The organism is Xanthomonas hortorum (genome assembly GCF_024339125.1).
Classification (GTDB): Bacteria; Pseudomonadota; Gammaproteobacteria; order Xanthomonadales; family Xanthomonadaceae; genus Xanthomonas; species Xanthomonas hortorum.
This window is the reverse complement of sequence record NZ_CP101417.1, coordinates 2,707,896-2,732,393: the sequence shown is the minus strand read 5'-3', so window position 1 is coordinate 2,732,393 and position 24,498 is coordinate 2,707,896. Positions and strand designations below refer to the sequence as shown.

Annotated in this window: 20 protein-coding genes and 8 tRNA genes; 10 read left to right on the top strand and 18 right to left on the bottom strand. The window is 63.3% G+C overall.

Annotated elements, in window-relative coordinates:
- Positions 1–54: 54 nt before the first annotated feature.
- The 9 genes from NMB96_RS11705 to NMB96_RS11665 form a co-directional block, all read right to left on the bottom strand.
- Positions 55–131 (bottom strand) — tRNA-Asp (locus NMB96_RS11705).
- Positions 132–225: 94 nt separating this feature from the next.
- A tRNA-Asp gene (locus NMB96_RS11700) sits at positions 226–302 on the bottom strand.
- Positions 303–330: 28 nt separating this feature from the next.
- Positions 331–405, bottom strand: a tRNA-Val gene (locus NMB96_RS11695).
- Positions 406–416: 11 nt separating this feature from the next.
- Positions 417–689, bottom strand: a complete 273-nt coding sequence (locus tag NMB96_RS11690; protein ID WP_006451749.1) for an HU family DNA-binding protein — start codon at positions 687–689, stop codon at positions 417–419.
- 214 nt (positions 690–903) lie between these two features.
- Entirely contained in the window at positions 904–3,375 is a 2,472-nt protein-coding gene (lon, locus tag NMB96_RS11685) for an endopeptidase La (protein WP_255084919.1), read from the bottom strand.
- Positions 3,376–3,519: 144 nt separating this feature from the next.
- Positions 3,520–4,806, bottom strand: a complete 1,287-nt coding sequence (gene clpX / locus NMB96_RS11680; protein ID WP_006451747.1) for an ATP-dependent Clp protease ATP-binding subunit ClpX — start codon at positions 4,804–4,806, stop codon at positions 3,520–3,522.
- Positions 4,807–4,930: 124 nt separating this feature from the next.
- Positions 4,931–5,557 (bottom strand): ATP-dependent Clp endopeptidase proteolytic subunit ClpP, encoded by a 627-nt coding sequence (clpP, locus tag NMB96_RS11675; RefSeq protein ID WP_023902875.1) that lies wholly within the window; start codon positions 5,555–5,557, stop codon positions 4,931–4,933.
- 73 nt (positions 5,558–5,630) lie between these two features.
- Positions 5,631–6,926, bottom strand: a complete 1,296-nt coding sequence (gene tig / locus NMB96_RS11670; protein WP_205392213.1) for a trigger factor — start codon at positions 6,924–6,926, stop codon at positions 5,631–5,633.
- Positions 6,927–7,129: 203 nt separating this feature from the next.
- Positions 7,130–7,214, bottom strand: a tRNA-Leu gene (locus tag NMB96_RS11665).
- Between the two features lie 287 nt (positions 7,215–7,501).
- On the opposite strand from NMB96_RS11665, the gene NMB96_RS11660 reads away from it, so the two are divergent.
- Positions 7,502–8,797 (top strand): PAS domain-containing sensor histidine kinase, encoded by a 1,296-nt coding sequence (locus NMB96_RS11660; RefSeq protein WP_255084918.1) that lies wholly within the window; start codon positions 7,502–7,504, stop codon positions 8,795–8,797.
- 4 nt (positions 8,798–8,801) lie between these two features.
- Here the strand turns inward: NMB96_RS11660 and NMB96_RS11655 are convergent, their stop codons facing one another.
- The 5 genes from NMB96_RS11655 to NMB96_RS11635 all read right to left on the bottom strand — a co-directional run bounded on the left by NMB96_RS11655 (position 8,802) and on the right by NMB96_RS11635 (position 9,951).
- Entirely contained in the window at positions 8,802–9,260 is a 459-nt protein-coding gene (locus NMB96_RS11655) for a hypothetical protein (protein WP_255084917.1), read from the bottom strand.
- Positions 9,261–9,486: 226 nt separating this feature from the next.
- Positions 9,487–9,562 (bottom strand) — tRNA-Lys (locus tag NMB96_RS11650).
- A gap of 84 nt (positions 9,563–9,646) precedes the next feature.
- Positions 9,647–9,723, bottom strand: a tRNA-His gene (locus NMB96_RS11645).
- A 32-nt stretch (positions 9,724–9,755) separates the two neighbouring features.
- Positions 9,756–9,832, bottom strand: a tRNA-Arg gene (locus tag NMB96_RS11640).
- A 42-nt stretch (positions 9,833–9,874) separates the two neighbouring features.
- Positions 9,875–9,951: transfer RNA gene (locus tag NMB96_RS11635), tRNA-Pro, on the bottom strand.
- 152 nt (positions 9,952–10,103) lie between these two features.
- Here NMB96_RS11635 and NMB96_RS11630 point away from each other — a divergent pair.
- Positions 10,104–10,865: a Bax inhibitor-1/YccA family protein gene (locus NMB96_RS11630; RefSeq protein WP_023902870.1), complete on the top strand. Its 762-nt coding sequence runs from the start codon at positions 10,104–10,106 to the stop codon at positions 10,863–10,865.
- 130 nt (positions 10,866–10,995) lie between these two features.
- Here the strand turns inward: NMB96_RS11630 and NMB96_RS11625 are convergent, their stop codons facing one another.
- The 3 genes from NMB96_RS11625 to grxC form a co-directional block, all read right to left on the bottom strand.
- Entirely contained in the window at positions 10,996–12,003 is a 1,008-nt protein-coding gene (locus tag NMB96_RS11625; protein WP_006451741.1) for an isocitrate dehydrogenase, read from the bottom strand.
- Positions 12,004–12,263: 260 nt separating this feature from the next.
- On the bottom strand, positions 12,264–12,659 hold the full coding sequence (locus NMB96_RS11620) for a carboxymuconolactone decarboxylase family protein (protein WP_255086909.1): 396 nt from the start codon (positions 12,657–12,659) through the stop codon (positions 12,264–12,266).
- On the bottom strand, positions 12,656–12,964 hold the full coding sequence (gene grxC, locus NMB96_RS11615; protein ID WP_255086908.1) for a glutaredoxin 3: 309 nt from the start codon (positions 12,962–12,964) through the stop codon (positions 12,656–12,658). Before grxC ends, NMB96_RS11620 begins: the two co-directional genes overlap by 4 nt.
- A gap of 148 nt (positions 12,965–13,112) precedes the next feature.
- On the opposite strand from grxC, the gene NMB96_RS11610 reads away from it, so the two are divergent.
- The 8 genes from NMB96_RS11610 (at position 13,113) to lpxH (ending at position 23,920) form a co-directional block, all read left to right on the top strand.
- On the top strand, positions 13,113–14,759 hold the full coding sequence (locus NMB96_RS11610; protein WP_255086906.1) for a M48 family metalloprotease: 1,647 nt from the start codon (positions 13,113–13,115) through the stop codon (positions 14,757–14,759).
- 195 nt (positions 14,760–14,954) lie between these two features.
- On the top strand, positions 14,955–15,644 hold the full coding sequence (phoB, locus tag NMB96_RS11605) for a phosphate regulon transcriptional regulator PhoB (RefSeq protein ID WP_006451737.1): 690 nt from the start codon (positions 14,955–14,957) through the stop codon (positions 15,642–15,644).
- Positions 15,645–15,723: 79 nt separating this feature from the next.
- On the top strand, positions 15,724–17,052 hold the full coding sequence (gene phoR / locus NMB96_RS11600) for a phosphate regulon sensor histidine kinase PhoR (RefSeq protein WP_006451736.1): 1,329 nt from the start codon (positions 15,724–15,726) through the stop codon (positions 17,050–17,052).
- 121 nt (positions 17,053–17,173) lie between these two features.
- On the top strand, positions 17,174–19,276 hold the full coding sequence (gene ppk1, locus NMB96_RS11595) for a polyphosphate kinase 1 (protein ID WP_104551379.1): 2,103 nt from the start codon (positions 17,174–17,176) through the stop codon (positions 19,274–19,276).
- A 166-nt stretch (positions 19,277–19,442) separates the two neighbouring features.
- A complete protein-coding gene (gene ppx / locus NMB96_RS11590; RefSeq protein ID WP_006451734.1) occupies positions 19,443–20,969 on the top strand; it encodes an exopolyphosphatase in 1,527 nt (508 codons plus the stop codon).
- Between the two features lie 223 nt (positions 20,970–21,192).
- Positions 21,193–22,329: a glycosyltransferase family 4 protein gene (locus tag NMB96_RS11585; RefSeq protein WP_023902862.1), complete on the top strand. Its 1,137-nt coding sequence runs from the start codon at positions 21,193–21,195 to the stop codon at positions 22,327–22,329.
- Positions 22,310–22,852, top strand: a complete 543-nt coding sequence (locus tag NMB96_RS11580; protein ID WP_023902861.1) for a phosphatase PAP2 family protein — start codon at positions 22,310–22,312, stop codon at positions 22,850–22,852. Before NMB96_RS11585 ends, NMB96_RS11580 begins: the two co-directional genes overlap by 20 nt.
- Before the next feature lie 324 nt (positions 22,853–23,176).
- Positions 23,177–23,920: a UDP-2,3-diacylglucosamine diphosphatase gene (gene lpxH / locus NMB96_RS11575; RefSeq protein WP_043888981.1), complete on the top strand. Its 744-nt coding sequence runs from the start codon at positions 23,177–23,179 to the stop codon at positions 23,918–23,920.
- A 31-nt stretch (positions 23,921–23,951) separates the two neighbouring features.
- Here the strand turns inward: lpxH and NMB96_RS11570 are convergent, their stop codons facing one another.
- On the bottom strand, positions 23,952–24,371 hold the full coding sequence (locus NMB96_RS11570) for a hypothetical protein (RefSeq protein WP_023902859.1): 420 nt from the start codon (positions 24,369–24,371) through the stop codon (positions 23,952–23,954).
- Positions 24,372–24,498: the final 127 nt, after the last annotated feature.

Below are 24,498 nucleotides of genomic sequence, written 5' to 3'. Positions count from 1 at the left end.
GGGCAATGCTGCAAAAAAAAGCCCCCGGCACAAGGCCGAGGGCTTTCGTATAACTGGCGGAGCGGACGGGACTCGAACCCGCGACCTCCGGCGTGACAGGCCAGCATTCTAACCAGCTGAACTACCGCTCCGCTTTAAACTTGGACTTCTCTCTCCACAGCATTCGCAATGCGAATGCTGTGGAGAAAACGAAGCCCCCAATTGCTCAGGGGCTTCGGGTGTAACTGGCGGAGCGGACGGGACTCGAACCCGCGACCTCCGGCGTGACAGGCCAGCATTCTAACCAGCTGAACTACCGCTCCGCACTTGAAACGTTTGCCTGGTGCTTAATGGTGGGTGCTGAGGGTTTCGAACCCCCGACCCTCTCCGTGTAAGGGAGACGCTCTACCGCTGAGCTAAGCACCCTAGCGAGTCGATTAGTTTACTGCATCCTTCAGGGCTTTGCCAGCCTTGAACGCAGGATTCTTCGAAGCCGCGATCTTGATGCTGTCGCCGGTCTTCGGATTGCGGCCGGTGCGCTCAGCGCGCTCGCGGACCTGGAAGGTACCAAAGCCGACGAGGGTGACGGCTTCGCCCTTCTTCAGTGCCTTGGTGATTTCGCTCACAACCGCGTCGACAGCACGGCCGGCTTCAGCCTTGGAGATGTCAGCGGCAGCGGCAACGCCATCGATCAATTCGGTTTTATTCATTCTTGAAACTCCCTTTGCGGCAGATGCCGCGGAATCGACAATCGGCGCTCTTGCCGTTAGCGAAGAACCCGACACAAGTGGTATCGCGTGACGCATCACAATTTGCCGCGCCCACGAGTCGTGCATTTATACCAGCGCCCCCAACCGCACGCAAGCCAAAACCCAATAACGACGCGGGTTTTGGCTTGTTTTGCCTGGGTTTAGACAAGCACTTTTAGTGCTTGACGCGGGTACCCGGAGTAGTGCGGGACTTGCCACGCACGGCGACGCGCGAGGCAGTCTTGCGGGCCTTCTCCTTGCCCGCCTTCTTCGGTGCCAGCGGACGCTCCAGTGCAAGATCCAGCACTTCGTCGATCCACTTGACCGGCACGATCTTCAGATCGCGCGTCACGTTGGCAGGAATATCGGCAAGATCCTTGCGGTTCTCGTCGGGGATCAACACGGTGCGGATGCCGCCGCGCAATGCAGCCAGCAACTTCTCCTTCAACCCGCCGATCGCCGAGACGCGACCACGCAAGGTGATCTCGCCGGTCATCGCCACATCGGCGCGGATCGGCACCTTGGTCAGCACCGACACCAGCGAGGTCACCATCGCGATACCTGCGCTGGGACCGTCCTTCGGTGTGGCGCCATCGGGCACGTGCACGTGCACATCCTGCTTCTGCAGGAAGTCCACATCGATGCCGAGTCGCTCAGCGCGCGAACGCACCACCGACAACGCAGCCGATGCCGATTCCTTCATGACGTTGCCGAGCTGACCGGTGAGGATCAGATTGCCCTTGCCCGGCACCAGCGTGGATTCGACCTGCAGCAACTCGCCGCCGACTTCGGTCCAGGCCAGACCGGTGACCAGGCCGATCTCGTTCTCTTCTTCGGCGCGCCCGAAATCGAAGCGGCGCACACCCAGGTACTTGTCGAGATTCTTCGAGTTCACCACGACCAGGGCCTTGGGCTTGCCCTTCTTGGCGACGGCCTTTTTCACTACCGGCTGCGGACCGGCGAGCGCGATTTCCTTGACCACCTTGCGGCAGATCTTGGCGACTTCGCGCTCGAGGTTACGCACACCCGATTCGCGCGTGTAGTAGCGCACGATATCCTGGATGGCATCGCTGCCGATCTTGATCTCTTCCGGCTTCAAGCCGTTGGCCTTGATCTGCTTGGGCACCAGATAGCGCATGGCGATGTTGAGCTTCTCATCCTCGGTATAGCCGGGGATGCGGATCACTTCCATGCGGTCCAGCAACGGACCGGGGATGTTGAGCGAGTTGGAGGTGGCGACGAACATCACCTCCGACAGATCCAGATCGACTTCCAGATAGTGGTCATTGAAGGAATTGTTCTGCTCGGGATCGAGCACCTCCAGCAACGCCGCAGACGGGTCGCCGCGGAAATCCATCGACATCTTGTCGATCTCATCGAGCAGGAACAGCGGATTCTTGCTGCCCACCTTGTTGAGGTTCTGCACCAGCCGGCCCGGCATCGAACCCACATAGGTGCGGCGATGGCCACGGATCTCGGCTTCGTCGCGGATACCGCCCAGGCTCATGCGCACGAACTTGCGGTTGGTCGCCTTGGCGATCGACTGCCCGAGCGAGGTCTTGCCCACGCCGGGCGGCCCGACCAGACACAAGATCGGCCCCTTCATCTGCTTCACGCGCGACTGCACGGCCAAATACTCGAGGATGCGCTCCTTGACCTTGTCCAGACCGTAGTGATCGGCGTCCAGTGTGTCCTGCGCAGCCTTGAGGTCCTTGCGCACCTTGGAACGCTTCTTCCACGGCACCCCCAACAGCCAATCCAAATAGTTGCGCACCACGGCCGCCTCGGCGGACATTGGCGACATCTGCTTGAGCTTGTTGAGCTCGGCCTTGGCCTTGGTCTCGACCGGCTTGGGCATGCCCGCCTCGGCGATCTTGCGGGCGATTTCTTCCAGTTCGCCCGGCGCGTCGTCCAGATCGCCCAGCTCCTTCTGGATTGCCTTCATCTGTTCGTTGAGGTAGTACTCGCGCTGGCTCTTTTCCATCTGCGACTTGACGCGGCCGCGGATGCGCTTTTCCAGCTGCTGCACATCGATCTCCCCGTCCACCAGGCCGACCAGCAACTCCAGGCGCTCGCCGATTTCGGTGATCTCCAGCAGGCGCTGCTTGTCGGCAAGACGCACGCCAATATGCGCGGCAATGGTGTCGGCCAGACGGCCCGGCTCATCGATACCGGCCAAGGTCTGCAACAACTCCGGCGGCAGCTTGCGATTGGTCTTGACGTATTGCTCGAACAGCGACATCAGCGATCGCGCGATCGCCTCAAGTTCGCGTGGCTCGCGCGCATCGCTGGCTTCGACTTCGATGCCCTGGCCCTGCAGTGCGCCGTCCAGTTCGACGACCTTGTCCACCGTGACCCGCGACAGGCCCTCGACCAGCACCTTGATGGTGCCATCGGGCAGCTTGAGCAACTGCAACACCTGCGCCAGCGTGCCGACGGTATAGAGATCGGTTGCGGTCGGGTCGTCGGTCTCAGCCGACTTCTGCGCCACCAGCAGGATGCGCTTGTCGGCCTCCATGGCTTTTTCCAGCGCGCGCATCGATTTGTCGCGACCCACGAACAGCGGAATCACCATGTGCGGAAACACCACCACGTCGCGCAGCGGCAACACTGGCAGATCGAGAACTTCTGGTTGGGACTGGGCCATGGGGCGCTCCGCTGGAATCGGGAAATAGGGCGTAAAAAAAGCCGATGGCCCCGTTATGGGGCCATCGGCGAGGTCTTGCAAGTAGCGGTCGGAAACCCTTTATCCGCGAGCGAGGCCAAGGCCTGGAGACGCGGCATCAGGGGCTCAGTCGCCGGACGCTGCCTTGGCCGGAGCCGGTTGCGCCTGGTAGATCAGATACGGCTCGGACTTGTGCTCGATGACCGACTCGTCCACCACCACCTTGCTGACATTTTCCTGCGAGGGCAGCTCGTACATCGTATCCAGCAACACCGATTCGACGATGGTGCGCAGGCCGCGCGCGCCGGTCTTGCGCTTGAGCGCCTTCTTGGCGATCGCAGACAGGGCGTCGGGGCGGAATTCCAGCTCCACACCTTCCATATCGAACAGCTTCTTGAACTGCTTGGTGATGGCGTTCTTGGGCTCGGTCAGGATCTTGATCAGCGCCGGCTCGTCCAGCTCCTCGAGCGTGGCGACCACTGGCAGGCGGCCGACGAACTCGGGGATCAGGCCGAATTTGATCAAATCTTCCGGCTCGACTTCGGCCAGAATTTTGCCGACTTCCTGCTTGCGCTCGCTGCTCTTGACCTTTGCACCGAAGCCAATGCCGCCGGCATCGTTGGACCGCTGCTGAATCACCTTGTCCAGGCCAGCGAACGCTCCGCCGCAGATGAACAGGATGTTCTTGGTGTCGACCTGCAGGAATTCCTGCTGCGGATGCTTACGCCCGCCCTGCGGCGGCACCGAGGCCACCGTGCCTTCGATCAGCTTCAGCAGTGCCTGCTGCACGCCTTCGCCGGACACGTCGCGGGTGATCGACGGGTTCTCGCTCTTGCGCGAGATCTTGTCGATTTCATCGATATAGACGATGCCCTGCTGCGCCTTCTCGACGTCGTAATCGCACTTCTGCAGCAGCTTCTGGATGATGTTTTCCACATCCTCACCGACATAGCCGGCTTCGGTCAGCGTGGTCGCATCGGCGATGGTGAACGGCACATTGAGCAGGCGCGCCAGCGTTTCGGCCAGCAGCGTCTTGCCCGAACCGGTCGGGCCGACCAGCAGGATGTTGGATTTCGCCAGCTCGACTTCGTCGTTCTTGCTGCGGCTCTCGATACGCTTGTAGTGGTTGTACACCGCCACTGCGAGCGTGCGCTTGGCGCGCAACTGCCCGATCACGTATTGATCCAGCACCTCGAGAATCTCGCGCGGTTTGGGCAGGCTGGAACGTGCCGACTGCGCCTTCTCTTCGAGTTCCTCGCGGATGATGTCGTTGCACAGCTCAACGCACTCATCGCAGATGAATACGCTGGGACCGGCAATCAGCTTACGGACTTCATGCTGACTCTTACCGCAGAACGAGCAGTAGAGAATCTTGTTGCTGTCGCCGGAACGACCTTGGCGGTCTTCGCTCATGCTTCTGTTACCCAGTTACCCCACCCAATGCACGGGGGTTCGATTTCGAGAATAGCACAGGGTCGAGAGGACATCCGTCCAGCCCGACCCTGCCGTTTTTCCTGCAATTTCAGGCATCTGGCGATCAGGACGGCTGGATCGACTCTTCCGGACGACGCTCCAGCACCTGATCGACCAGGCCATAGGCCTGCGCATCGACCGCGCTCTTGAAGTTGTCGCGCTCGGTATCGCGCCCGATGGTTTCCAGCGACTGGCCGGTGTGCTTGGCCAGGATCTCGTTCAAGCGCGAACGCAGCGTCAGGATCTCGCGCGCATGGATGTCGATATCGGTCGCCTGACCCTGGAAGCCGCCCAGCGGCTGATGGATCATCACGCGCGAGTTCGGCAGCGCATAGCGCTTGCCGGCCGCGCCCGATGCCAGCAGCAGCGCGCCCATCGATGCAGCCTGGCCGACGCAGATCGTGCTCACGTCCGGCTTGATGTACTGCATGGTGTCGTAGATCGCCATGCCGGCGGTGACCACGCCACCGGGCGAGTTGATGTAGATGCTGATGTCCTTTTCCGGGTTATCCGCTTCCAGGAACAGCAGCTGCGCCACGATCACGTTGGCCATGTGGTCGTCGATCGGACCGACCAGGAAAATCAGACGCTCCTTCAGCAGACGCGAGTAGATGTCGTACGCACGCTCGCCGCGGCTGGTCTGTTCGACCACCATCGGGACGAGGTTCAAGGCTCTGGTTACATTGTCCACGCGAGGGGAATCTCCTGTGTCTATTAGTTGAATCCCCGCACATGGATGTGCGGGCTCTTGCGAGGGACTCGCATTACTGACGGATCGCATCCTGGAACGACATCGGCTGCTCGGTGTGCTGGGCGCGCTCGGCAATCCAGTCGATCACCTGCTCTTCCATGACACGGCTCTGCAGCCCACCCATCAACTGGGGGTCGTTGCGGTACATCTCAATGACCTGTTCCGGTTCTTCGTAGGTCGAGGCGATCAGACGCAGCGTTTCGCTGACGCGCTTGGATTCCAGACGCAGCTCGTTACGACGGGCCACCTCACCCACCAGCAGACCGACCAGTACGCGCTTGGCGGCCGCGTCCATGAAACCCTGATGGGCATCGGCCGGGATCTCGCCCGGGTTGCGGCCGCTACGGCGCACCTGCTCCACCTGCTGGGCCAGCATCGAACGCGCTTCGTTTTCGACCAGACGCGGCGGCATTTCCACATGCGCATAGGCGGCAATCAGCTGCTCACCCACTTCGCGCCGCAGACGATTCATCAGCGCACCCTTGAGCTCACGCTCCAGGTTGGTACGGATGTCGGCGCGGAACTGCTCGGCATCGCCACTCTTCACGCCGAAGCTCTTGATGAACTCCTTGTCCACCACCGGCAATACCGGCTCGGACACTTCGACCGCCTTGACGTGCACCTGCACGGTCTTGCCAGCGAGCTGCGGCACGCGCCACTCGGCCGGGAAGTCGATGGTCAGGGCCTTGTCTTCGCCCTTGGCCAGACCTTCCAGGCCCTTTTCGATCTGATCGAACATCACGCCCGAACCGAGCACGCTGCTGCCGGTCTCCACGCCTTCGGCGGGCAGACGCTCGTCGCCGGCCTGCGACCAGGTCTCCAGCGCCACCAGGTCACCGACCTGGGCACCACGCTCGACCGGGTTCCAGGTGCGACGCTGCAGACGCAGGTTCTCGATCATCTGGTCGATGTCGGCGTCGGTCACTTCGGCGGTATGGCGCACCACCGACAGCGTGGTCACATCGATGTCGCCGAAGTCCGGCACCACTTCGAAGGTGGCGACGAAATCGAAATCGCTCTCGCCGGCCTTGTCGATGCGCGGGTTGCCCGCCAGGCGCAGCGCATGCTCGCGCACGGCCGAATCGAAGGTCTCACGCAGCAAACCATCCATTGCCTCGGCACGCACCTGCTGACCGAAACGCTGCTCGATGACCTTGGCGGGCACCTTGCCGGGGCGGAACCCCTTGATGCGCGCGGTCCGCGCGATCTCGCGCAGGCGGCCACCGACGTGCGTCTCCAGACGCTCCTGCGGCAGGGTGAAGGTCAGGCGGCGTTCCAGATTGCCGGTGGATTCGATCGATGCTTGCATGTTGACTCCTGCCACCGACAGCACAAGCGTCGGCACGAGATGGAAGATGCGGGTTGACGGATGGCGAGAAAGCCGCCGAGCCTTGTAGTTTCGCCGATAACGGCTGCCGCTGCCAGCGGAATGCGCACAACCGCGTCGATCGCGTCTGGACAACCGGTTTTGCGGATCATGCAGCGGCCGGAACACTCACGGCCGCACTGCATTGGTGCGAAAGGGGGGACTCGAACCCCCACGCCTTGCGGCGTCAGAACCTAAATCTGGTGCGTCTACCAATTCCGCCACTTTCGCGATGCTGCGCTTGCCCGCGCATTGTTGCAGGGATGCCGGCAAAGAAAAAGCGTCGTGATGCCGCAGCGCACCTTCAATAGGCTTAAGCCCAATAGGCTGGAGCCGACCCGCAGGCTTTCGCAGCCGATCGTCCAAGCTATCGCGGACGCACTTTGCCCGGGAAGCGAGGTGAACCGTTAAACTTTGCATCGCCGCAACGATCGAAGCCTCGTACTTTTACTCGTACACGGTAAAGGTAGGATTTGCGAAAATTCCGTTAAATCTAGATGAGTGAGGCAGCAGTCGCGATGAGAGACCGATATCGCCAGATCGTGGCACTGTCCCGCGATTGCATCAAAGAGATCGACCTCGATGGGCGGATCACGGCAATCAACGTCAATGGGCTGGCCGGACTCGGCGTCAGCCATCCCGACCAGCTCATCTCGCAGCCATGGCGCGAACTGTGGCCACCCGAGGCCGTGGGCCTGGTCGATGCGGCGATCGCCGGTTCCGCGAATGGCTTGATCCAGGAATTCGAGGCCGCCTGCGTGAACTTCGCCGGCGTGCGTCAGACCTGGCAGGTGGTCACCAGCCCGCTGTTCGACGCCTTTGGCAACGTCGAGGCGATTCTTGCGGTGAGCAAGAACATCTCCGACCGCAGGGCGCTGGAGGCGGCGTTCCATACGCTGGATTCCATGCTCAAGGCCGAGCGCGAGTTTTCCACCGGTGCCTTGATGCTGGCGCGTGCGCGCGAAAATTCGCTATCGACCGAACTGCATACCCTGCGCGACCTGCAGGAGCGCATCGAAGGCGATCTGGACATTGCGCGCGCCGCGCAGGGAGCGGCCGAGAAAATTTCCGAGCAGGCACAGAAAGGCGAAGCGGTCGGCCAATTGCTGGCAGGCGTCGTCCACGACTTGAACAACGTGCTGCAGGCGGCGACATCGGCCATCGACCTGGTCGTACAGCGCGCAAGGATCGATGCGCACGATGCCAAGCTGCTGAGCGTGGCCGACGCGGCGCTTCAGCATGGCTCGGTCATGGCGCAGCGGCTGGTCGGATTTTCGCGCCAGTATCCGTACAGCCCGGAAGCAGTGGATCTTGCCGCATTGGCCGAACAGCTGAGCCCATTGCTGGAACAGGTGATCGGCGCCGAGTTGCAATTGCAGTTGCGCACCAGCGAAGGCGGATGCTGCGCCATGGTCGATCGCCATACGGTGGAGCGCGCGATCCTGAATCTGGTGATCAACTCCCGCGATGCCTGCAAGAGCGGGGACACCATCCGTATCGAAACCGGCGACACCGTCGTGGCGGCCGAGGACGCGAGCCTGAGCAAACCGGGCGGGCATTACGTCACCATCACCGTTGCCGATAGCGGCCATGGCATGGATGCAGGTGTGCAATCGCGGTTATTCGAAGCCTATTTCACTACCAAGGACGCAGGCAAAGGAGCCGGGCTTGGCTTGACGCAGGTGTATAGCGCGGTGCGTCAGGCCGGTGGCTTTGTCGAAGTGAGTTCGGCTCCCGGTAAAGGTGCGCGCTTCTTGCTGGCGTTCCCGCGCATGCAACGAAGCCAGACGTCTGAGCTGACCGCATTGTCCTGAGCGACTACGCGGTTGTAGTTGTATGCGACAAGCGTGACCTGAAGAGCCACGCAAGCAATGCGCAGATGCCGCCGCCCCATAGCCCGCTTCGCACCAAGGCCAGGATCAGATCGCGATCCGAGCCCATGGACCAGCCGCCGATGACCGCTGTGAGCAACACGACCAACCCAGCCGAAAACAGGCCGCTCAGCGCGCCGATTGCGATCTGGACAAAGGGGTTTGGCCCACGCTCGCCATACAGATGACGGCACGTCAACGCGCACACCAATCCCGCACCAGCGGCAGCAATCACCGGCAACACCAGAACGTAGGACAAGCCTGCGATCAGAAAAGCAGTCTCGCCATCTAAACGCGCCCACTGCAGAAAGCCCAGCACTCCGCCTAGCGGAGGACCGACCACTGCAAAGATCACGACCTGCTGGAGGATCGAGCGCCGCGTTGCTCTGGACACATCACGCCTCATTTGAGTTTGCCAGCCTGGGCTGCAGGCCAAAGATCACCAGGCATTCGATGCAAGCAGACTTCGCGCCGGCCAAGTAACAAGCTTGATCAGGCAACTGCTGAACTGACGCAGCAGGAGAATTCGCTGCAAGCGAACAACTCGCGCAGTTCCTGCCTTGAGACGTCTCTTCTTGTTTCCAGTGCCGGAAAAAAAAAAGCACCTAGGTGTTTGCCTAAGTGCTTTTATTTGGTGGGCCGTCAAGGATTCGAACCTTGGACCTATTGATTAAGAGTCAACTGCTCTACCAACTGAGCTAACGGCCCTGAAACTGGTCGCACATTGTATGTGCATTTTTGCTTCGTTGCAACACCCCGCGATGCGTCGGGTCCAACATTTCCTGCAATCAGTGGGGTGGCTGAGGGGACTCGAACCCCCGACATCTGGAATCACAATCCAGTACTCTAACCAGCTGAGCTACAGCCACCACTGAAAACCTACTTCCTACCGCACCGCCGATGGCGCGCCCGACAGGACTCGAACCTGTAACCGCCGGCTTAGAAGGCCGGTGCTCTATCCGGTTGAGCTACGGGCGCCCGGACCGAACGTTGCATTCCCACGCCGCAAGAAGCTCGGAATGGTCGGGGTAGAGGGATTCGAACCCCCGACATCCTGCTCCCAAAGCAGGCGCGCTACCAGACTGCGCTATACCCCGGCGGGACCTTTCAATCCCGAAGGCTGGAAAGGTCGGCTATTTTGGGAACGATTGGCCTCGCTGTCAATCACTCTGCGTCAATTCGCCGATCCGGTATCCTCGCGACAACGCTCACCACCATGGCGAGCACCTACATTTCATGGAGAACACGCATGCGTAGCGGCAACCCTGCCCTTCGGGAATCCACATTCCTCGACCTTGGCTCCGGCTCGGTCGTCACCCGCGACGGCCAGGCGATGACCCTCAACGGCACCGTCAACAAGACCGGTGCGTTGTTGTTGATGGCCGTGCTCACCGCCGCTTTCGCCTGGTCGCAGTCGATCGGTGCCGATGGCATGCCATTGCCTGCAGCCAAGCTGTACATGATTGCCGGCGCGATCGGCGGGCTGGTGTTCGCACTGGCGACCAGCTTCAAGCCGACCTGGGCACCGATCACCGCGCCGCTGTATGCGCTGGTGGAAGGCTTCTTTCTTGGCTCGATTTCGGCGGTGTACGAGGCGCGCTTCAACGGCATCGTGTTCCAGGCGGTGCTGCTGACCTTCGGCACGATGTTCGCGCTGCTGTTCGCCTACCGCAGTGGGCTGATCAAGGCCACCGAGAACTTCAAGCTGGGCGTGGTTGCGGCAACCGGCGGCATTGCGCTGGTGTATCTGGCGACCATCGTGCTGGGCTTGTTCGGCGTGCGTATTCCGTTCATCCACGACTCGGGGCTGATCGGCATCGGCTTCAGCCTGTTCGTGGTGGTGGTGGCAGCACTGAATCTGGTGCTGGACTTCGACTTCATCGAAAGCGGTGTGGAACAGGGCGCACCCAAGCACATGGAGTGGTACGGCGCGTTTGGCCTGATGGTGACGCTGGTGTGGCTGTACATCGAGTTCTTGCGCTTGTTGTCGAAGCTGCAATCGCGCAACTGAGCCGGGAATCGGGAATCGGGATTGGGGAATCGGTAAGAGCGGATTCCCTGTGCATTCTGGTTACGCGCAAGTCTCGAGCAAAAAGAAAGGGCGCCTAGGCGCCCTTTCTTTTTGCAGCTCGCTTCGATGCTTAGAGGCGGCTGGCGATGGCCTTGGCAAAGCCCATGGTGTTGCCGGTGCCACCCAGATCGGGGGTCAGCGAGTCCTTGGCTTCCAGGGTGGCCACGATGGCTTCGCGCAGGCGCTCGGCGTTCTGTGGCTGACCGATGTGGTCCAGCATCTGCGCAGCGCCCAGCAGCAACGCGCACGGGTTGGCCTTGCCCTGCCCTGCGATGTCCGGCGCCGAGCCGTGCACGGCTTCGAAGATCGCCGCGTCCAGACCGATGTTGGCGCCCGGGGCCAGGCCCAGGCCGCCGACCAGACCGGCGCACAGGTCGGAGATGATGTCGCCGAACAGGTTGGTGGTCACGATGATGTCGAACTGTTCCGGACGCATCACCAGCTGCATGCAGGTGTTGTCGACGATCATTTCCTGGAATTCGATTTCCGGGTACTGCGTCGCCACGTCACGTGCCACCTTCAGGAACAGGCCCGAGGTCGACTTGATGATGTTGGCCTTGTGCACCGCAGTGACCTTCTTGCGGCCAGTAGCGCGGGCGAGGTCGAAGGCGTAGCGCACAATGCGCTCGGAGCCCTTGCGGGTGACGCGGGCGCCGGAGAACGCGGTCTCGCCATCCTCGGACACGGTCTGGCCTTCGCTCAGGTACGCGCCTTCGGTGTTCTCGCGCACCGTGATCAGGTCCACGCCATCGGCGAAACGCGACTTGGTGTTGGGGAACGACTTGGCCGGACGCACGTTGGCGTACAGGTCGAACTTGCGACGCATGGCGACGTTGATCGAGCTGAAACCTTCACCGACCGGCGTGGTCAGCGGGCTCTTCAGCGCCACCTTGTTCTTGGTGATCGAAGCCAGGGTGGACTCGGGCAGCAGATCGCCGTGCTTTTCCAGCGCGACCAGGCCAGCATCGGCGTACTCGTAGGTCAGGCCAGCTTGCAGCGCGTCGAGCACGAACAGCGTGGCATCCATGATCTCCGGGCCAATACCGTCGCCGCGGATGACCGTGATTGTCTGCGTCATAACGTTGGGTTTCCGAACTTGAAGGGGGGAGCGCCAGCCGCAAAACCCGGCAGAGCGGCGCAAGGAGGTTTCACAGGCAATTATGCCCGATGCCGGTGAAGGCGCCCAAACCGACCTTGGTCTAAGAGCGGCGCACACCCTCCACAACGCAACGCGCCGCCTCGATGGGCGGCGCGCGCGACCGGCTCGCTTTTACGAATCCCGCATCCCGAATGACCAATCCTGACTCACACGCCGGTCGACTCCCGACCAGTCATGCATCAGTCGTGCGCGTGCTGCGCCGGGGCCTGCGCACCGCCTTCGAGCTTGTCGAGAAAATCCACCGCGCGACGCAGATGCGGGATGACGATGGAGCCGCCGACCACCAGGCCGACCGAGAAGGTTTCGAAGAACTCTTCGCGGGTTACGCCGGCCTCCTTGCATTGGGCGACGTGGTAGCTGATGCAGTCGTCGCATCGCAGCACCATCGAGGCGACCAGGCCGAGTAACTCCTTGGTTTTGACGTCCAGCGCGCCGGCCTGATAGGTCTGGGTGTCCAGCGCGAAGAAGCGGCGCACCACCTGGTTGGGCTCGGCCAGGATGCGTTGATTCATGCGTTGGCGGAATTCGGTGAACTCGCGCAGACGGTCGTCGCTGCCGCCCTCATGCTCACTCATGCCTGGCCGCCCGTGGCGCCGGCCAGTAAGGGTTCGAGCTTGCCGGCGCGGTGCATGGCCATCATGTCGTCGTAGCCGCCCACATGGACGTCGCCGACGAAGATCTGCGGCACGCTGGTGCGCTTGGCCAGGGCGACCATCTTGTGACGCTCGGCCGGGTCCAGGTCGATGCGCACCTCGGTCCAGGTCCGGCCCTTGCTCTTGAGGAAGTTCTTGGCAGCCACGCAATACGGGCAGATCGCGGAGGAATACAGGGTGATCTGCGGGCCGGTGGCCGCATCCTGCACGTTAAGGTCTTGGCTCACGGGAAACTCCGTGGTTGGTCTGAGGTCTGACAATGGTACCGGGCGACTGGAATTTCCATGTCGTCACCGCAACACTGTGGATTAACTGTCGATTCACGCCCCTGCGCTCTGCTGCCCGCATGCTCCGCGCATCACCTGGGAGTTCCACTTGCGCCTGCTACCGCTCGCCACCGCCCTCACGCTGGCCGTTGCCATGGGTGTGGCACCTGCGCAGGAAAGCCGCCTGCCCGATATCGGTTCGTCTGCCGGCGAGTTGCTGACCCCGGCGCGCCAGGCCGAGTACGGCAAGATGATGCTGGCCGAGCTGCGCAACTACGACTACGTGCTGGACGACCCGCTGGTCACCGATTGGCTGCAGACCATGGGCACCCGGCTAGGCGCCAACAGCGACCAACCGCAGCAGCCGTTTACGTTTTTCATGCTGCGCGACCGCCAGATCAACGCCTTCGCCACCTTGGGCGGCTACATCGCGGTCAACGCCGGGCTGGTGCTGACGGCCGAGCGCGAGGACGAAGTGGCCGCAGTGCTGTCGCACGAAATCGCCCACGTCACCCAGCAGCACGTGTTGCGCGGGGTGGAGCGGGCGCAGCGCGATCAGATCCCGATTCTGCTCGGCATGCTGGCGGCGGTGGTCGCCGCGCAACAGGCCGGCGGCAATTCCAAGGGCGATGCCACCATGGCCGGCATCACCAGCGCGATGGGGCTGATGCAGCAGCGCCAGATCGACTACACCCGCTCCAACGAATCCGAAGCCGACCGGCTGGGCATCCGCACGCTGGTGCGCAGCGGCTACGACGTGGATGCGATGGCCGGCTTCTTCGAGCGCATGTCGGTGGCGATGCGCGCCAACGAGGGCGGTTACAGCGCGCCGGACTTCCTGCAGACCCACCCGGTCACCGTCACCCGCATCAGCGAGGCCAAGGCGCGCGCCGAGCAGATGAAAAAGAACACCGTGGTGCTGACCACCTCGGTGCCGGGCGGCACGCGCCAGGAGCGCGTGAATCCCTCCGACCCGTCGCTGTCGGAGCCGCTGAGCCGCAACGGCAATACGATTCTTCCGTACGCGCTGCGCTTGCCGGTGGATGCGCTCAGCCGCAGCGGCGAACAACAAGGCTTCGACTGGGCCAAGGAGCGCCTGCGCGTGCTCAGCGCGACCACGCCGGATGCGGCCATTCGCGAATACGAGACCCTGCGCCGCAGCGCCAAGGGCGGCCTGACCGATGCGCAGCGCTACGGGCTGGCCCTGGCGCGCTTGCGCAACAGCGGCGGGCGGCCAAGCGAGCCGGTGGCCGAACTGGCCAGCCTGCTGGAGGCGCATCCGGATAATTTATGGCTGACGCTGGGCCTGAGCGAGGCGCAGGCGCGCGTGGGACAGCGCGAGGTGGCCAATGCGCGTTTCGATGCGCTGCTCAAGCAATTGCCGACCAACCGTGCGGTGGCGCTGACTTATGCCGGCGCGCTCAACGAGCAGGCGACCGAGACATCCGGCCAGCGCGCACGCCAGGTGCTGGAACCGCTGCTGTATCGCAACAGCGATGATGCGTTGTTGCAGCAGACCTACGCCCGCGCCTGTGAATTGGCCGGCGACCAGCTGCGCGCCAGCGAGGCCTATGCCGAATCCGCGTACTTGAACGGCCGCGCCGAACAGGCGCTGATCCAGCTAGAGGCGCTGAAGAAGAAAGATCTCGATTATGTGACACGTGCGCGCGTGGACGCCCGCATTGCCGCCATTACGCCCACCGTACTGGAACTGAGGCGCCAGGGCATCCGCGACCCGGATCTGTCCACGCGTTAGCGCATGTCATGCAGTGCAGTGGCTTCATTGTTCGGGATGACAAATCGGGTGCTCGATGCCGCAACGCCTGCCTGGTGCCTCGCAGCACAGTCCGCTTATTGGTGTTGCGAACGACGTAATGCGCCCGCCATGTCACATTAGAGTCACAAAACCGTAGTCTACTGGCGACCATCGAAGCCAGACGGTAAGCCCCGCGTGCAGAAACGCATCCTGATCGTCGACGACGAACCCGCAATCCGCGACATGGTGGCGTTCGCGCTGCGCAAGGGCGAGTTCGAACCCATCCATGCTGGCGACGCCCGCGAGGCGCAGACCGCCATCGCCGACCGTGTGCCGGATCTGATCCTGCTGGACTGGATGTTGCCAGGCACCAGCGGGCTGGACCTGGCGCGGCGCTGGCGCAAGGAATCGCTGACCCGCGAGATTCCGATCATCATGCTGACCGCGCGCGGCGAAGAAAACGACCGCGTCGGTGGCCTGGAAGCCGGGGTCGACGATTACGTGGTCAAGCCGTTCTCGGCGCGCGAGTTGCTGGCGCGCATCCGTGCGGTGATGCGCCGCACCCGCGAGGACGACGAAGACGGCAGCGTGGCCGTGGGCCGGCTGCGCATCGATGGCGCCGCGCACCGGGTGTTCGCCGGCGACGCGCCGGTGCCGATCGGCCCGACCGAATACCGCTTGCTGCACTTTTTCATGACACATCCGGAGCGCGTGTACACGCGCACCCAGTTGCTGGATCATGTCTGGGGCGGCAGCGTGTACGTGGAAGAGCGCACCATCGACGTGCATATCCGCCGCCTGCGCAAGACGCTGGAACCGTTCGGCCTGGAAAACATGGTGCAGACCGTGCGTGGCTCGGGCTACCGTTTCTCTTCGGCCGCCTGATGCCTGCCGCACAGGCCGGCCCGGCCGCTAACACCGGTCGGGCTGCGTGCCTACCCGACGCTCCGTGGTAACGCCTTCCATGCCCCAACATATTCGTTCCGCCTGGTTCAAGACGCTCGGTACCCTGGCGCTGTTGCTGGGCGCTGCCGTGCTGACCGGCGTGCTGATCGAACATGTGTGGATGGCGCTGACGCTGACTGCGCTGGGCGTACTGGCCTGGCATTACTGGCGGCTGCGGCAGGTGCTGCGGCGGCTCACTGCACGCCAGCGTGCCGAACCCGCAGCCGGCGTCGGTGCCTGGAACGAACTGGATCGGCTGCTCTATCGCAGCCAGGCCGAAATGCGCGGGCGCAAGCGTCGCCTGATCGACATGCTGCGCACCTACCGCGCCGCCGCACAGGCGTTGCCCGATGCGGTGGTGGTGGTGGATCGCAACAGCCAGCGCGTGCAGTGGTTCAACAAGGCCGCCGGTGGCCTGCTTGGCCTGCATCATCCCGGCGATATGGGTGTGTCGGTGGTGGAGCGGTTGCAGCCGTTGCCGTTGGCGCATTGGCTGGCGGCCGGTCGCAATGCAGAACCCATGCTCGATGCCGCCTCGCCGGTCGATCCGGATCTGCGTCTGAATCTGCGCCTGATCCCCTATTCCGACGACTACTGGCTGCTGGTGGCGCGCGATGTCAGCAAGCTGCTGCGGTTGGAGCAGGTACGCCGCGACTTCGTGGCCAATGTCTCGCACGAATTGCGCACGCCGTTGACGGTGGTGCACGGTTATCTGGACATGCTCGACCCGGAGGACTTCCCCGACTCGGGCCCGATGCTGGCGGAGATGCGCAAGCAATCGCAACGCATGGCGCAGCTGGTCGAAGATCTGCTGACGCTGTCGCGGCTGGAATCGCAGGAAGAACTCGGCGAGGAACACGTGGCGATGGCTCCGATGCTCTCCACGCTACGCCGCGAAGCAGAAGCGCATAGCCAAGGCCGCCACACGGTGGAAGTGTTCGACGAGGCCGGCGTGGATCTGCTTGGCTCCAACAAGGAACTGCATAGCGCGTTCTCCAATCTGGTCACCAACGCGGTGCGCTATACGCCGGGCGGCGGCAAGGTGACGATCCGCTTCATGCGCGATGGCGATGGCGCGGCACTGGCGGTGCGCGACACCGGCTACGGCATTCCCGCCTCGCATCTGCCGCGCATCACCGAGCGCTTCTATCGCGTCTCCAGCAGCCGCTCGCGCGAGAGCGGCGGGACCGGGTTGGGGTTGTCGATCGTCAAGCACATCCTGGGGCTGCATCAGGCGCGGCTGGAGATCGAAAGCGAAGTCGGGCGCGGCAGCGAATTCTCGTGTCATTTTGTGGCTGCACGTGTGGTGCAGCGCGATCAGTCCCTGCCACTGTCACGCTCGGCGTGATATGTAGTGGGTGCGCGCCGCAGCGCGGTGTGATGCACCTGCGCAGCGCGCGCCAAGTCGCACCGCGCTGCATGTTGCGCGCGCTAACGACGCATTCCATTCCGTCTTGATGATCGACTCCATGGGCCACGCCAAACACTCCCACGACACCGCTTCTTCCGAAGAGATCGCCGCCGATCCGTTGCGCGAGCCGTCGCTGTATATCAACCGCGAACTGTCGCAGCTGGATTTCAATTTCCGGGTGCTGGCGCAGGCGCTGGATGAGCAGGTCCCGTTGCTGGAACGGCTGCGCTTCCTGTGCATTTCCTGCACCAACCTGGACGAATTCTTCGAAATCCGCGCGGCCACCGTCCGGCACGCGCAGGAATTCGGATTGCCGCCGGCACCCGATGGGCTGAGCCCCACCGCCATCCTCAATGCCGTGCACGATCGCGCGGCGAAGCTGGTCGAGCAGCAGTACCACGCGTGGAACGAAGTGCTACGCCCGGCGATGGAAACTGCCGGGGTGGCGGTGCTGGGCCGCTCGACGTGGAACTCGCGCCAGAAGCGTTGGCTGCGCGCGTACTTCCGCAACGAGATCATGCCGGTGCTGTCGCCGCTCGGCCTGGACCCGGCGCATCCGTTCCCGAAGATTCTCAACAAGACCTTGAACATCGTGGTGGTGCTGGATGGCCAGGATGCGTTTGGCCGCGCCGGCCATCTGGCCATCGTGCGGGCGCCGCGTTCGTTGCCGCGCATCATCCAGTTGCCGGCCAGCCTGTCGCCGGAGGGAACGCAGAGCTTTGTGTTTCTGTCTTCGGTGCTGTCCGAGTTTGTGGATGAGCTGTTCCCGGGCATGCAGGTCAAGGGCTCGTATCAGTTCCGCGTCACCCGCAACTCCGAGTTGGTGGTGGACGAGGAAGAAGTCGAAAACCTGGCCTTGGCCTTGCGCGACGAACTGGTCACGCGCGGCTACCGGCCAGCGGTACGGCTGGAGATCGCGCACGACTGCCCATCGCCGATCATGCGTACCCTGCTGCAGAACTTCGGCTTGAACGAAAACGCGGTGTACCGCATCGTCGGGCCGGTCAATCTGAGCCGTGTCACCCAGGTCTACGATCTGGTGCAGCGCCCGGAACTCAAGTACCCGTTGTTCAATCCGCGCACCTTGCGCGACAACGACGGCATCTTCGAGATCGTCAAGAAGGGCGATGTGTTGTTGCATCATCCCTTCGATGCGTTCACTGCGGTGCTGGACGTGATTCGCCAGGCCGCAGTCGACCCGAACGTACTGGCGATCAAGCAGACGCTGTACCGCACCGGCAAGGATTCGTTGATTGTCGATGCGCTGATCCTGGCCGCGCGCAACGGCAAGGACGTCACTGTGGTGGTGGAACTGCGTGCGCGCTTCGACGAAGAAGCCAACCTGGGCCTGGCCGACAAGCTGCAGGAAGCCGGCGTGCAGGTGGTCTACGGCGTGGTCGGTTTCAAGACGCACGCCAAGATGCTGCTGATCGTGCGACGCGAGGGCCGCAAGCTCAAACGCTACGTCCATCTGGGCACCGGCAATTACCACAGCGGCACCGCGCGTCTGTACACCGACATCAGCCTGATCACGGCGGATGTGGAAATCGGCAACGATGTGCACATGCTGTTTCAGCAATTGTCCGGTCTTGCACCGCGCATGAAGCTGGAGCAGTTGCTGCAATCGCCGTTTACCCTGCATACCGGCGTGCTGAAGCGGATCGAACGCGAAACCCGGCTGGCCCGCAATGGTCGCCCGGGCCGCATCATCGCCAAGATGAATGCCCTCAACGAGCCGCAGGTGGTGCGCGCGTTGTACGCGGCGTCGCAGGCCGGTGTGCAGATCGATCTGATCGTGCGCGGCGCCTGCACGCTGCGGCCGGGCGTGCCGGGCTTCTCCGACAACATCCGCGTGCGTTCGATCGTGGGGCGATTTCTGGAACACAGCCGCGTGTACTGGTTCGGCAACGATGGTGCGGCGGAACTCTATTGCGCCAGCGCCGACTGGCTGGAACGCAACCTATTGCGGCGCGTGGAAACCTGCTTCCCGATCCTGGACCCGGACCTGGCCAAGCGGGTCTATCGCGAAGCGTTGCAGAACTACCTGGACGACAACGTCAACGCCTGGGAGCTGGATGCCGAGGGCGTTTATCACAAGCGCACGCCGGGCCCCGGCGAGCCGGCGCATTCGGCGCAGATGACCTTGCTCGATCGGGTCTAAAGAGCGGCTGACAACACGTAGCGCGCAGTCGTGCGTTGGTGCCGGCGGCGCAGCGCAGCCGCCTTGTGGTTGGTGCGCGACGCCACACACGCCTTGCCGGCGGTGTGCGCAGTCGTTTTGCCGGTGCCTCTCACGGGGCCAACCATCCATCGGCTACCATGCGGCCATGCCAACACCCTCCCCCACGATACCGCCACTGCGCGACGGCGATTACCTTGCCGCCATCGACTTAGGCTCCAACAGTTTCCACATGGTCATTGCGCGCTACCTGATGGGTCAGCTGCGCGTCGTCGATCGCCTGCGCGAGACCGTGCGCATGGCCGATGGCCTGGATGGCAAAGGTGGCATTTCCAACGAAGCGCGCCAACGTGCACTGGAATGTCTGGCACGCTTCGGCCAGCGCATTCGTGAAGTGCCGTCGTTGCGCGTGCGTGCGCTGGCCACCAACACGGTGCGTCAGCTGCGTTCGCCACAAGCGTTCCTGATGCCGGCCGAAACCGCGCTTGGGCATGCGATCGAAGTGGTCAGCGGCCGCGAGGAAGCGCGCCTGATCTATCTGGGCGTTGCGCATGCGCAGCCGCCTAAGCCCGATCAGCGCCGGCTGGTGATCGATATCGGCGGCGGCTCGACCGAGTTCATCATCGGCCGCGGTTTTCAGACGCTGGAACGCGAAAGTCTGCAGGCCGGCTGCATTGCCAGCACACGACGTTTTTTTCCCGGCGGCAAGTTGTCGAAAAAGAAATGGAAGGACGCGCTGACCGAGATCGGCGCCGAGTTCCAGCAGTTCGCCAATCAGTACAAGGCGCTGGGCTGGCATGAGGCGATCGGTTCGTCCGGCACCCACAAGGCCATCGGCGAGATTTGCGCGGCGATGAAGCTCACCAAGGGCGCGATCACCGCCGAGGCGCTGCCGGCGCTGCGCGATGAACTGCTCAAGGCCAAGCGCATCGAAGACATCCAGTTGCCCGGATTGGCTGCCGAGCGGCGCCCCATTATTGCCGGCGGCATTCTGGTGCTCGAGGCCGCATTCCAGGCCCTGGGGCTGGAGAAGCTGATGGTCAGCAAGGCGGCGATGCGCGAAGGCATCCTCTACGACATGCTCGGCCGCGGCGGCGAGAACGATCCGCGCGACAGCTCGGTGGCCTCGTTGGTGCAGCGCTACGGGATCGACGAAGTGCAGGCCCAGCGCGTGGAAGCCACCGCCTGCCGCCTGTTCGATCAGGTCTGCGAATCCTGGCAACTGGATGGCGACGATGCGCAGGTGTTGCGCCGTGCCGCGCGGTTGCACGAGCTGGGCTTGATCATCGCGCACAGCCAATATCACGTGCACGGCAGCTACATCCTGGAGCATTCGGATATCGCCGGTTTCTCGCGACAGGAGCAGCAGGTGCTGGCGTCGCTGGTGCGTACGCACCGCCGCAACGTGCCCAAGACCGCGTTCGAGGCGCTGCCGGATCGTTTGTTGCTGCCGACCCGACGCAAGGCCGCATTGTTGCGGCTGGCAGTGCTGCTGCATCGCGCGCACGAGTCCGACCCGATTCCGACCCTGGAACTCACTGCAGATGACACCCGGCTGTCATTGATCCTGTCGCAAAGCTGGATCGACTCGCGCCCGTTGCTGCGCGCCGATCTGATTGGCGAAGTCGAAAGCATGGCCGGGCTGGGAATCGCGTTCAAACCGTTTGTGACCTGAGGCCTGCGGCCTCAGGCGGGATTGGAGATTCGGGATTGGGGATTTGTTGATCCCGGTAGACCATGTGTTGCGGGCTTGCTGACATTTGCACAGCCCGCCTTTGCGAATCTCCAATCCCGAATCCCAAATCCCCACTCCCGTCGCGCTTGTCACCGCCGCGACTTATCGTCGCAACATCCATGCCATCGCTCTCCCGGAAGCTAGCCAAAACCGGAGAACGGGCATGCGCTACGCGATCGTTACCGAAACCTATCCCCCCGAAGTCAATGGTGTGGCGCTGACCGTGCACGGCCTGGAAACCGGCCTGCGCGCACGCGGACATCAGGTGGACGTGGTGCGCCCGCGTCAGAGCGGCGATACGGAACCGGCGACTGCCTTGTTGGTGCGCGGCGCATCGCTGCCGCGCTATCCGGGGCTGAAATTCGGGCTGCCGGCAACGCAGCGCCTCATCCGTCATTGGCGAATCACGCAACCGGATGCGATCTATGTGGCCACGGAAGGCCCCTTGGGCTGGTCGGCGATGCGTGCAGCGCGCCGGCTCGGCATCCCGGTCGCCACCGGCTTCCATACGCGTTTCGACGAATACCTGCCCGACTACGGCGCCGCCTGGCTGCAAGGCACCGCGTTGCGCTGGATGCGGCGCTTTCACAACCAGGCCGATGCCACCCTGGTGCCGACGCGCGAGCTGCAGCAATTCCTGCGCGAAGGCGGATTCGAGCGCGTGCAATTGCTGGCGCGCGCGGTGGACAACCAGCAGTTCGATCCGGCGCGACGCGATCACGCGCTGCGGGCCGAATGGGGGATCGAAGGCGAAGGCTTCGCTGCAATTTACGTCGGGCGCATCGCCAACGAAAAGAACCTGCCACTTGCCATCCATGCCTTTCGCAAGCTGCAGCAGATTCGCCCGAAGGCACGCTTTGTGTGGGTGGGCGATGGCCCGGCACGCGACAAGATCGCGCACGAGAATCCCGATTTCATTTTCTGCGGCATCCAGCGCGGCGAGGCGCTGGCGCGCCACTTCGCCAGCGGCGATCTGTTCCTGTTCCCCAGCCGCAGCGAGACCTTCGGCAACGTGACCCTGGAGGCGATGGCCAGCGGCGTGGCCACGGTCGCTTTCGATTACGGCGCTGCACGCGAGTATCTGCGCAGCGGTCACAGCGGCGCGGCAGTCGAGACCGACGCGGCGTTTATCCAGGCCGCCGTCGCACTCACCGACGACGACGCGATGCGCCAGCGCATGGGCGCTGCGGCCGCGCAGGCGATGCAGAAACTGCATCCGGACAATGTGGTGTCCGACTTCGAAGCCTTGTTGCTGGGCATCACTGCTGCACGGGGGCGTTATGTCGGCAACGCGGCTTGAGGTCTTACGCGGTCACGAAGCGCGCTGGTGCCGGCGCGCCAATCACTGGTGCCGACGTCACCCGGTGCGGCGCGCGTTCGCCACCATCAGCCGGCTCGGCGATGGGATGTTCTGGTATGGCCTGATGGGCCTGTTGGTGCTGCTCGACGGTATGGACGGCGTGCGCGCATCTGCGCACATGGCGGCCACCGGCGTGCTCGCGCTGACCTTGTACAAGTCACTCAAACGCTGGACGCGGCGGCCGCGCCCGTATGCAGCCGACGTGCGCATTCGCGCCTGGGTCGCGCCGCTGGACGAGTTCAGTTTTCCATCCGGCCACACCTTGCACGCGGTGTCCTTCAGCATCGTGGCGCTGGCCTACTATCCGTGGCTGGCACCGTTGCTGGTGCCGTTCTCGGCGGGCGTGGCGCTGTCGCGGGTGGTGTTGGGGCTGCATTATCCAAGCGACGTGCTGGCTGCGACCGCGATCGGGGTAGTGCTGGCCAGTTTGTCGTTGTGGGGATTGCCGGTGTTGCTGGGGTGATGAATCAGGCCGGGCCGGCCCGAGTGATCCGCCCAGATAAGTAACGCGTCTCAGCACTCCCTTCTCCCCTCGGGAGAAGGTGCCCCGCAGGGGCGGATGAGGGTACGCGCGAAGCCTCGCGCACTCGCCGTAGAAGATCTCTCGCGAAGGTTGATAAAAAGCCAACACGCAGCAATTGCAACTTCAGCGTGTGGCTTCGCCCCGTACCCTCACCCCTACCCCTCTCCCGCAGGGAGAGGGGATTTCGCTCCGTGCTTGTCCTGCTCACGCTGCCTACCCCAGCGTCCCGGTTCCCGTCCCGCGCTGCCGCCGTACAATGGCGCAATGACGACCCTGTTCATTTCCGACCTGCATCTGGATCCGGCCCGGCCGGCGATTACTGAGCTGTTTCTGGACTTCCTGCGCACGCAGGTGCCCGGTAGCGACGCGCTCTACATCCTCGGCGATCTATTCGAAGCCTGGATCGGCGATGACACCCCGTCGACCGCCGCAGACGCGGTCGCCACTGCGCTGCATGCCGTCGTCGATAGCGGCGTACCGGTGTTCTTCATGGCAGGCAATCGCGATTTTCTGGTTGGCCAGACCTATGCACAGCGCGCGGGCTTCCGCATCCTGCCCGACCCCACCGTCATCGATCTGTACGGGCATCCGACGCTGCTGATGCACGGCGATCTGCTATGCACCGACGACACCGCCTATCAGGCGTTCCGTGCACAGACGCGCGACCCGGTGTTTCAGGCGCAGTTCCTGGCCCAGCCGCTGGCCGCACGGGTGGCGTTCGCGCAACAGGCGCGCGCGGCAAGCCAGGCGCGTCAATCGGAACTCAAGCAGGGCGATCAATCGCGCTTCGAAACCGTTACCGACGTCGCACCGGCCGAAGTGGAAGCGACCTTCGTGCGTTACGGGGTGGATCGCTTGATCCACGGCCATACCCATCGCCCCAACGTGCACACGCTGCAGGCCGGTGGCCACACCTGCACGCGCATTGTGCTGGGCGACTGGTACGAACAAGGCTCGGTGTTGCGTGTCAATGCCGATAGCATCGCGCTGGAGCAGTTGGCGCTTTAGCGTGGCTGAGAGAACCTAGCGAGCAAAGGCATCACTGCACGCTACGCGCATGCTCGGCGTAGTCGACAAAATCGGCATTGACCACGTCGTACCAGAGCACCGTGCCGTCGGCTTGGACGCGGAAGCGGTCGCGTACCGGGCTGGTCTGCGGGTCGCCAGGGCAGTCGTTGCCATGGCGCTCGTGCACTGCAAATTCGAAGGCATCCGGGGTGGGCGCATCGCCCTGTTCGGACAGGATGCTGATGCAGTTGTCCGGATAAAAATGATCGCTCTGCAAGCGCGCTTCCAGCACATGCAGCGCGCGCGCCTCGGCGTCGTTGCCGGTCGGCGTTGCCGTCGCCACAGCAGCGGGCTTGGGTTGCGAGGGAGCCGGCTCGGCGGGCTGCTGTTTGCAGCCGGCAACCGCAAGTACGGCCAGGCACAGCACCGCATAACGCAAGGACTTGGACATGAGTGCTCCGCTCCGCAAGACAAGGCCGGCAGTTGCCGACGGTGCGCCTAGTCTGCGCTACACCCGCGCGCGGGTGTAGCGGCGAAAGCTCGGCACATGGAGTGCCGGGCCGACAGCGAAACGCTCA

Excerpts from the sequence above, each read along its gene's own strand:
- NMB96_RS11655 (WP_255084917.1), bottom strand. The coding sequence starts at position 9,260 with ATGAGGCGTGATGTGTCCAGAGCAACGCGGCGCTCGATCCTCCAGCAG.
- ppk1 (WP_104551379.1), top strand. The coding sequence starts at position 17,174 with ATGGGCCACGCCAAACACTCCCACGACACCGCTTCTTCCGAAGAGATC.
- NMB96_RS11580 (WP_023902861.1), top strand. The coding sequence starts at position 22,310 with ATGTCGGCAACGCGGCTTGAGGTCTTACGCGGTCACGAAGCGCGCTGG.
- NMB96_RS11660 (WP_255084918.1), top strand. The coding sequence starts at position 7,502 with ATGAGAGACCGATATCGCCAGATCGTGGCACTGTCCCGCGATTGCATC.
- NMB96_RS11690 (WP_006451749.1), bottom strand. The coding sequence starts at position 689 with ATGAATAAAACCGAATTGATCGATGGCGTTGCCGCTGCCGCTGACATC.
- phoR (WP_006451736.1), top strand. The coding sequence starts at position 15,724 with ATGCCCCAACATATTCGTTCCGCCTGGTTCAAGACGCTCGGTACCCTG.
- NMB96_RS11630 (WP_023902870.1), top strand. The coding sequence starts at position 10,104 with ATGCGTAGCGGCAACCCTGCCCTTCGGGAATCCACATTCCTCGACCTT.
- NMB96_RS11625 (WP_006451741.1), bottom strand. The coding sequence starts at position 12,003 with ATGACGCAGACAATCACGGTCATCCGCGGCGACGGTATTGGCCCGGAG.
- tig (WP_205392213.1), bottom strand. The coding sequence starts at position 6,926 with ATGCAAGCATCGATCGAATCCACCGGCAATCTGGAACGCCGCCTGACC.
- lon (WP_255084919.1), bottom strand. The coding sequence starts at position 3,375 with ATGGCCCAGTCCCAACCAGAAGTTCTCGATCTGCCAGTGTTGCCGCTG.
- lpxH (WP_043888981.1), top strand. The coding sequence starts at position 23,177 with ATGACGACCCTGTTCATTTCCGACCTGCATCTGGATCCGGCCCGGCCG.
- ppx (WP_006451734.1), top strand. The coding sequence starts at position 19,443 with ATGCCAACACCCTCCCCCACGATACCGCCACTGCGCGACGGCGATTAC.
- NMB96_RS11570 (WP_023902859.1), bottom strand. The coding sequence starts at position 24,371 with ATGTCCAAGTCCTTGCGTTATGCGGTGCTGTGCCTGGCCGTACTTGCG.
- clpX (WP_006451747.1), bottom strand. The coding sequence starts at position 4,806 with ATGAGCGAAGACCGCCAAGGTCGTTCCGGCGACAGCAACAAGATTCTC.
- NMB96_RS11585 (WP_023902862.1), top strand. The coding sequence starts at position 21,193 with ATGCGCTACGCGATCGTTACCGAAACCTATCCCCCCGAAGTCAATGGT.
- NMB96_RS11620 (WP_255086909.1), bottom strand. The coding sequence starts at position 12,659 with ATGAGTGAGCATGAGGGCGGCAGCGACGACCGTCTGCGCGAGTTCACC.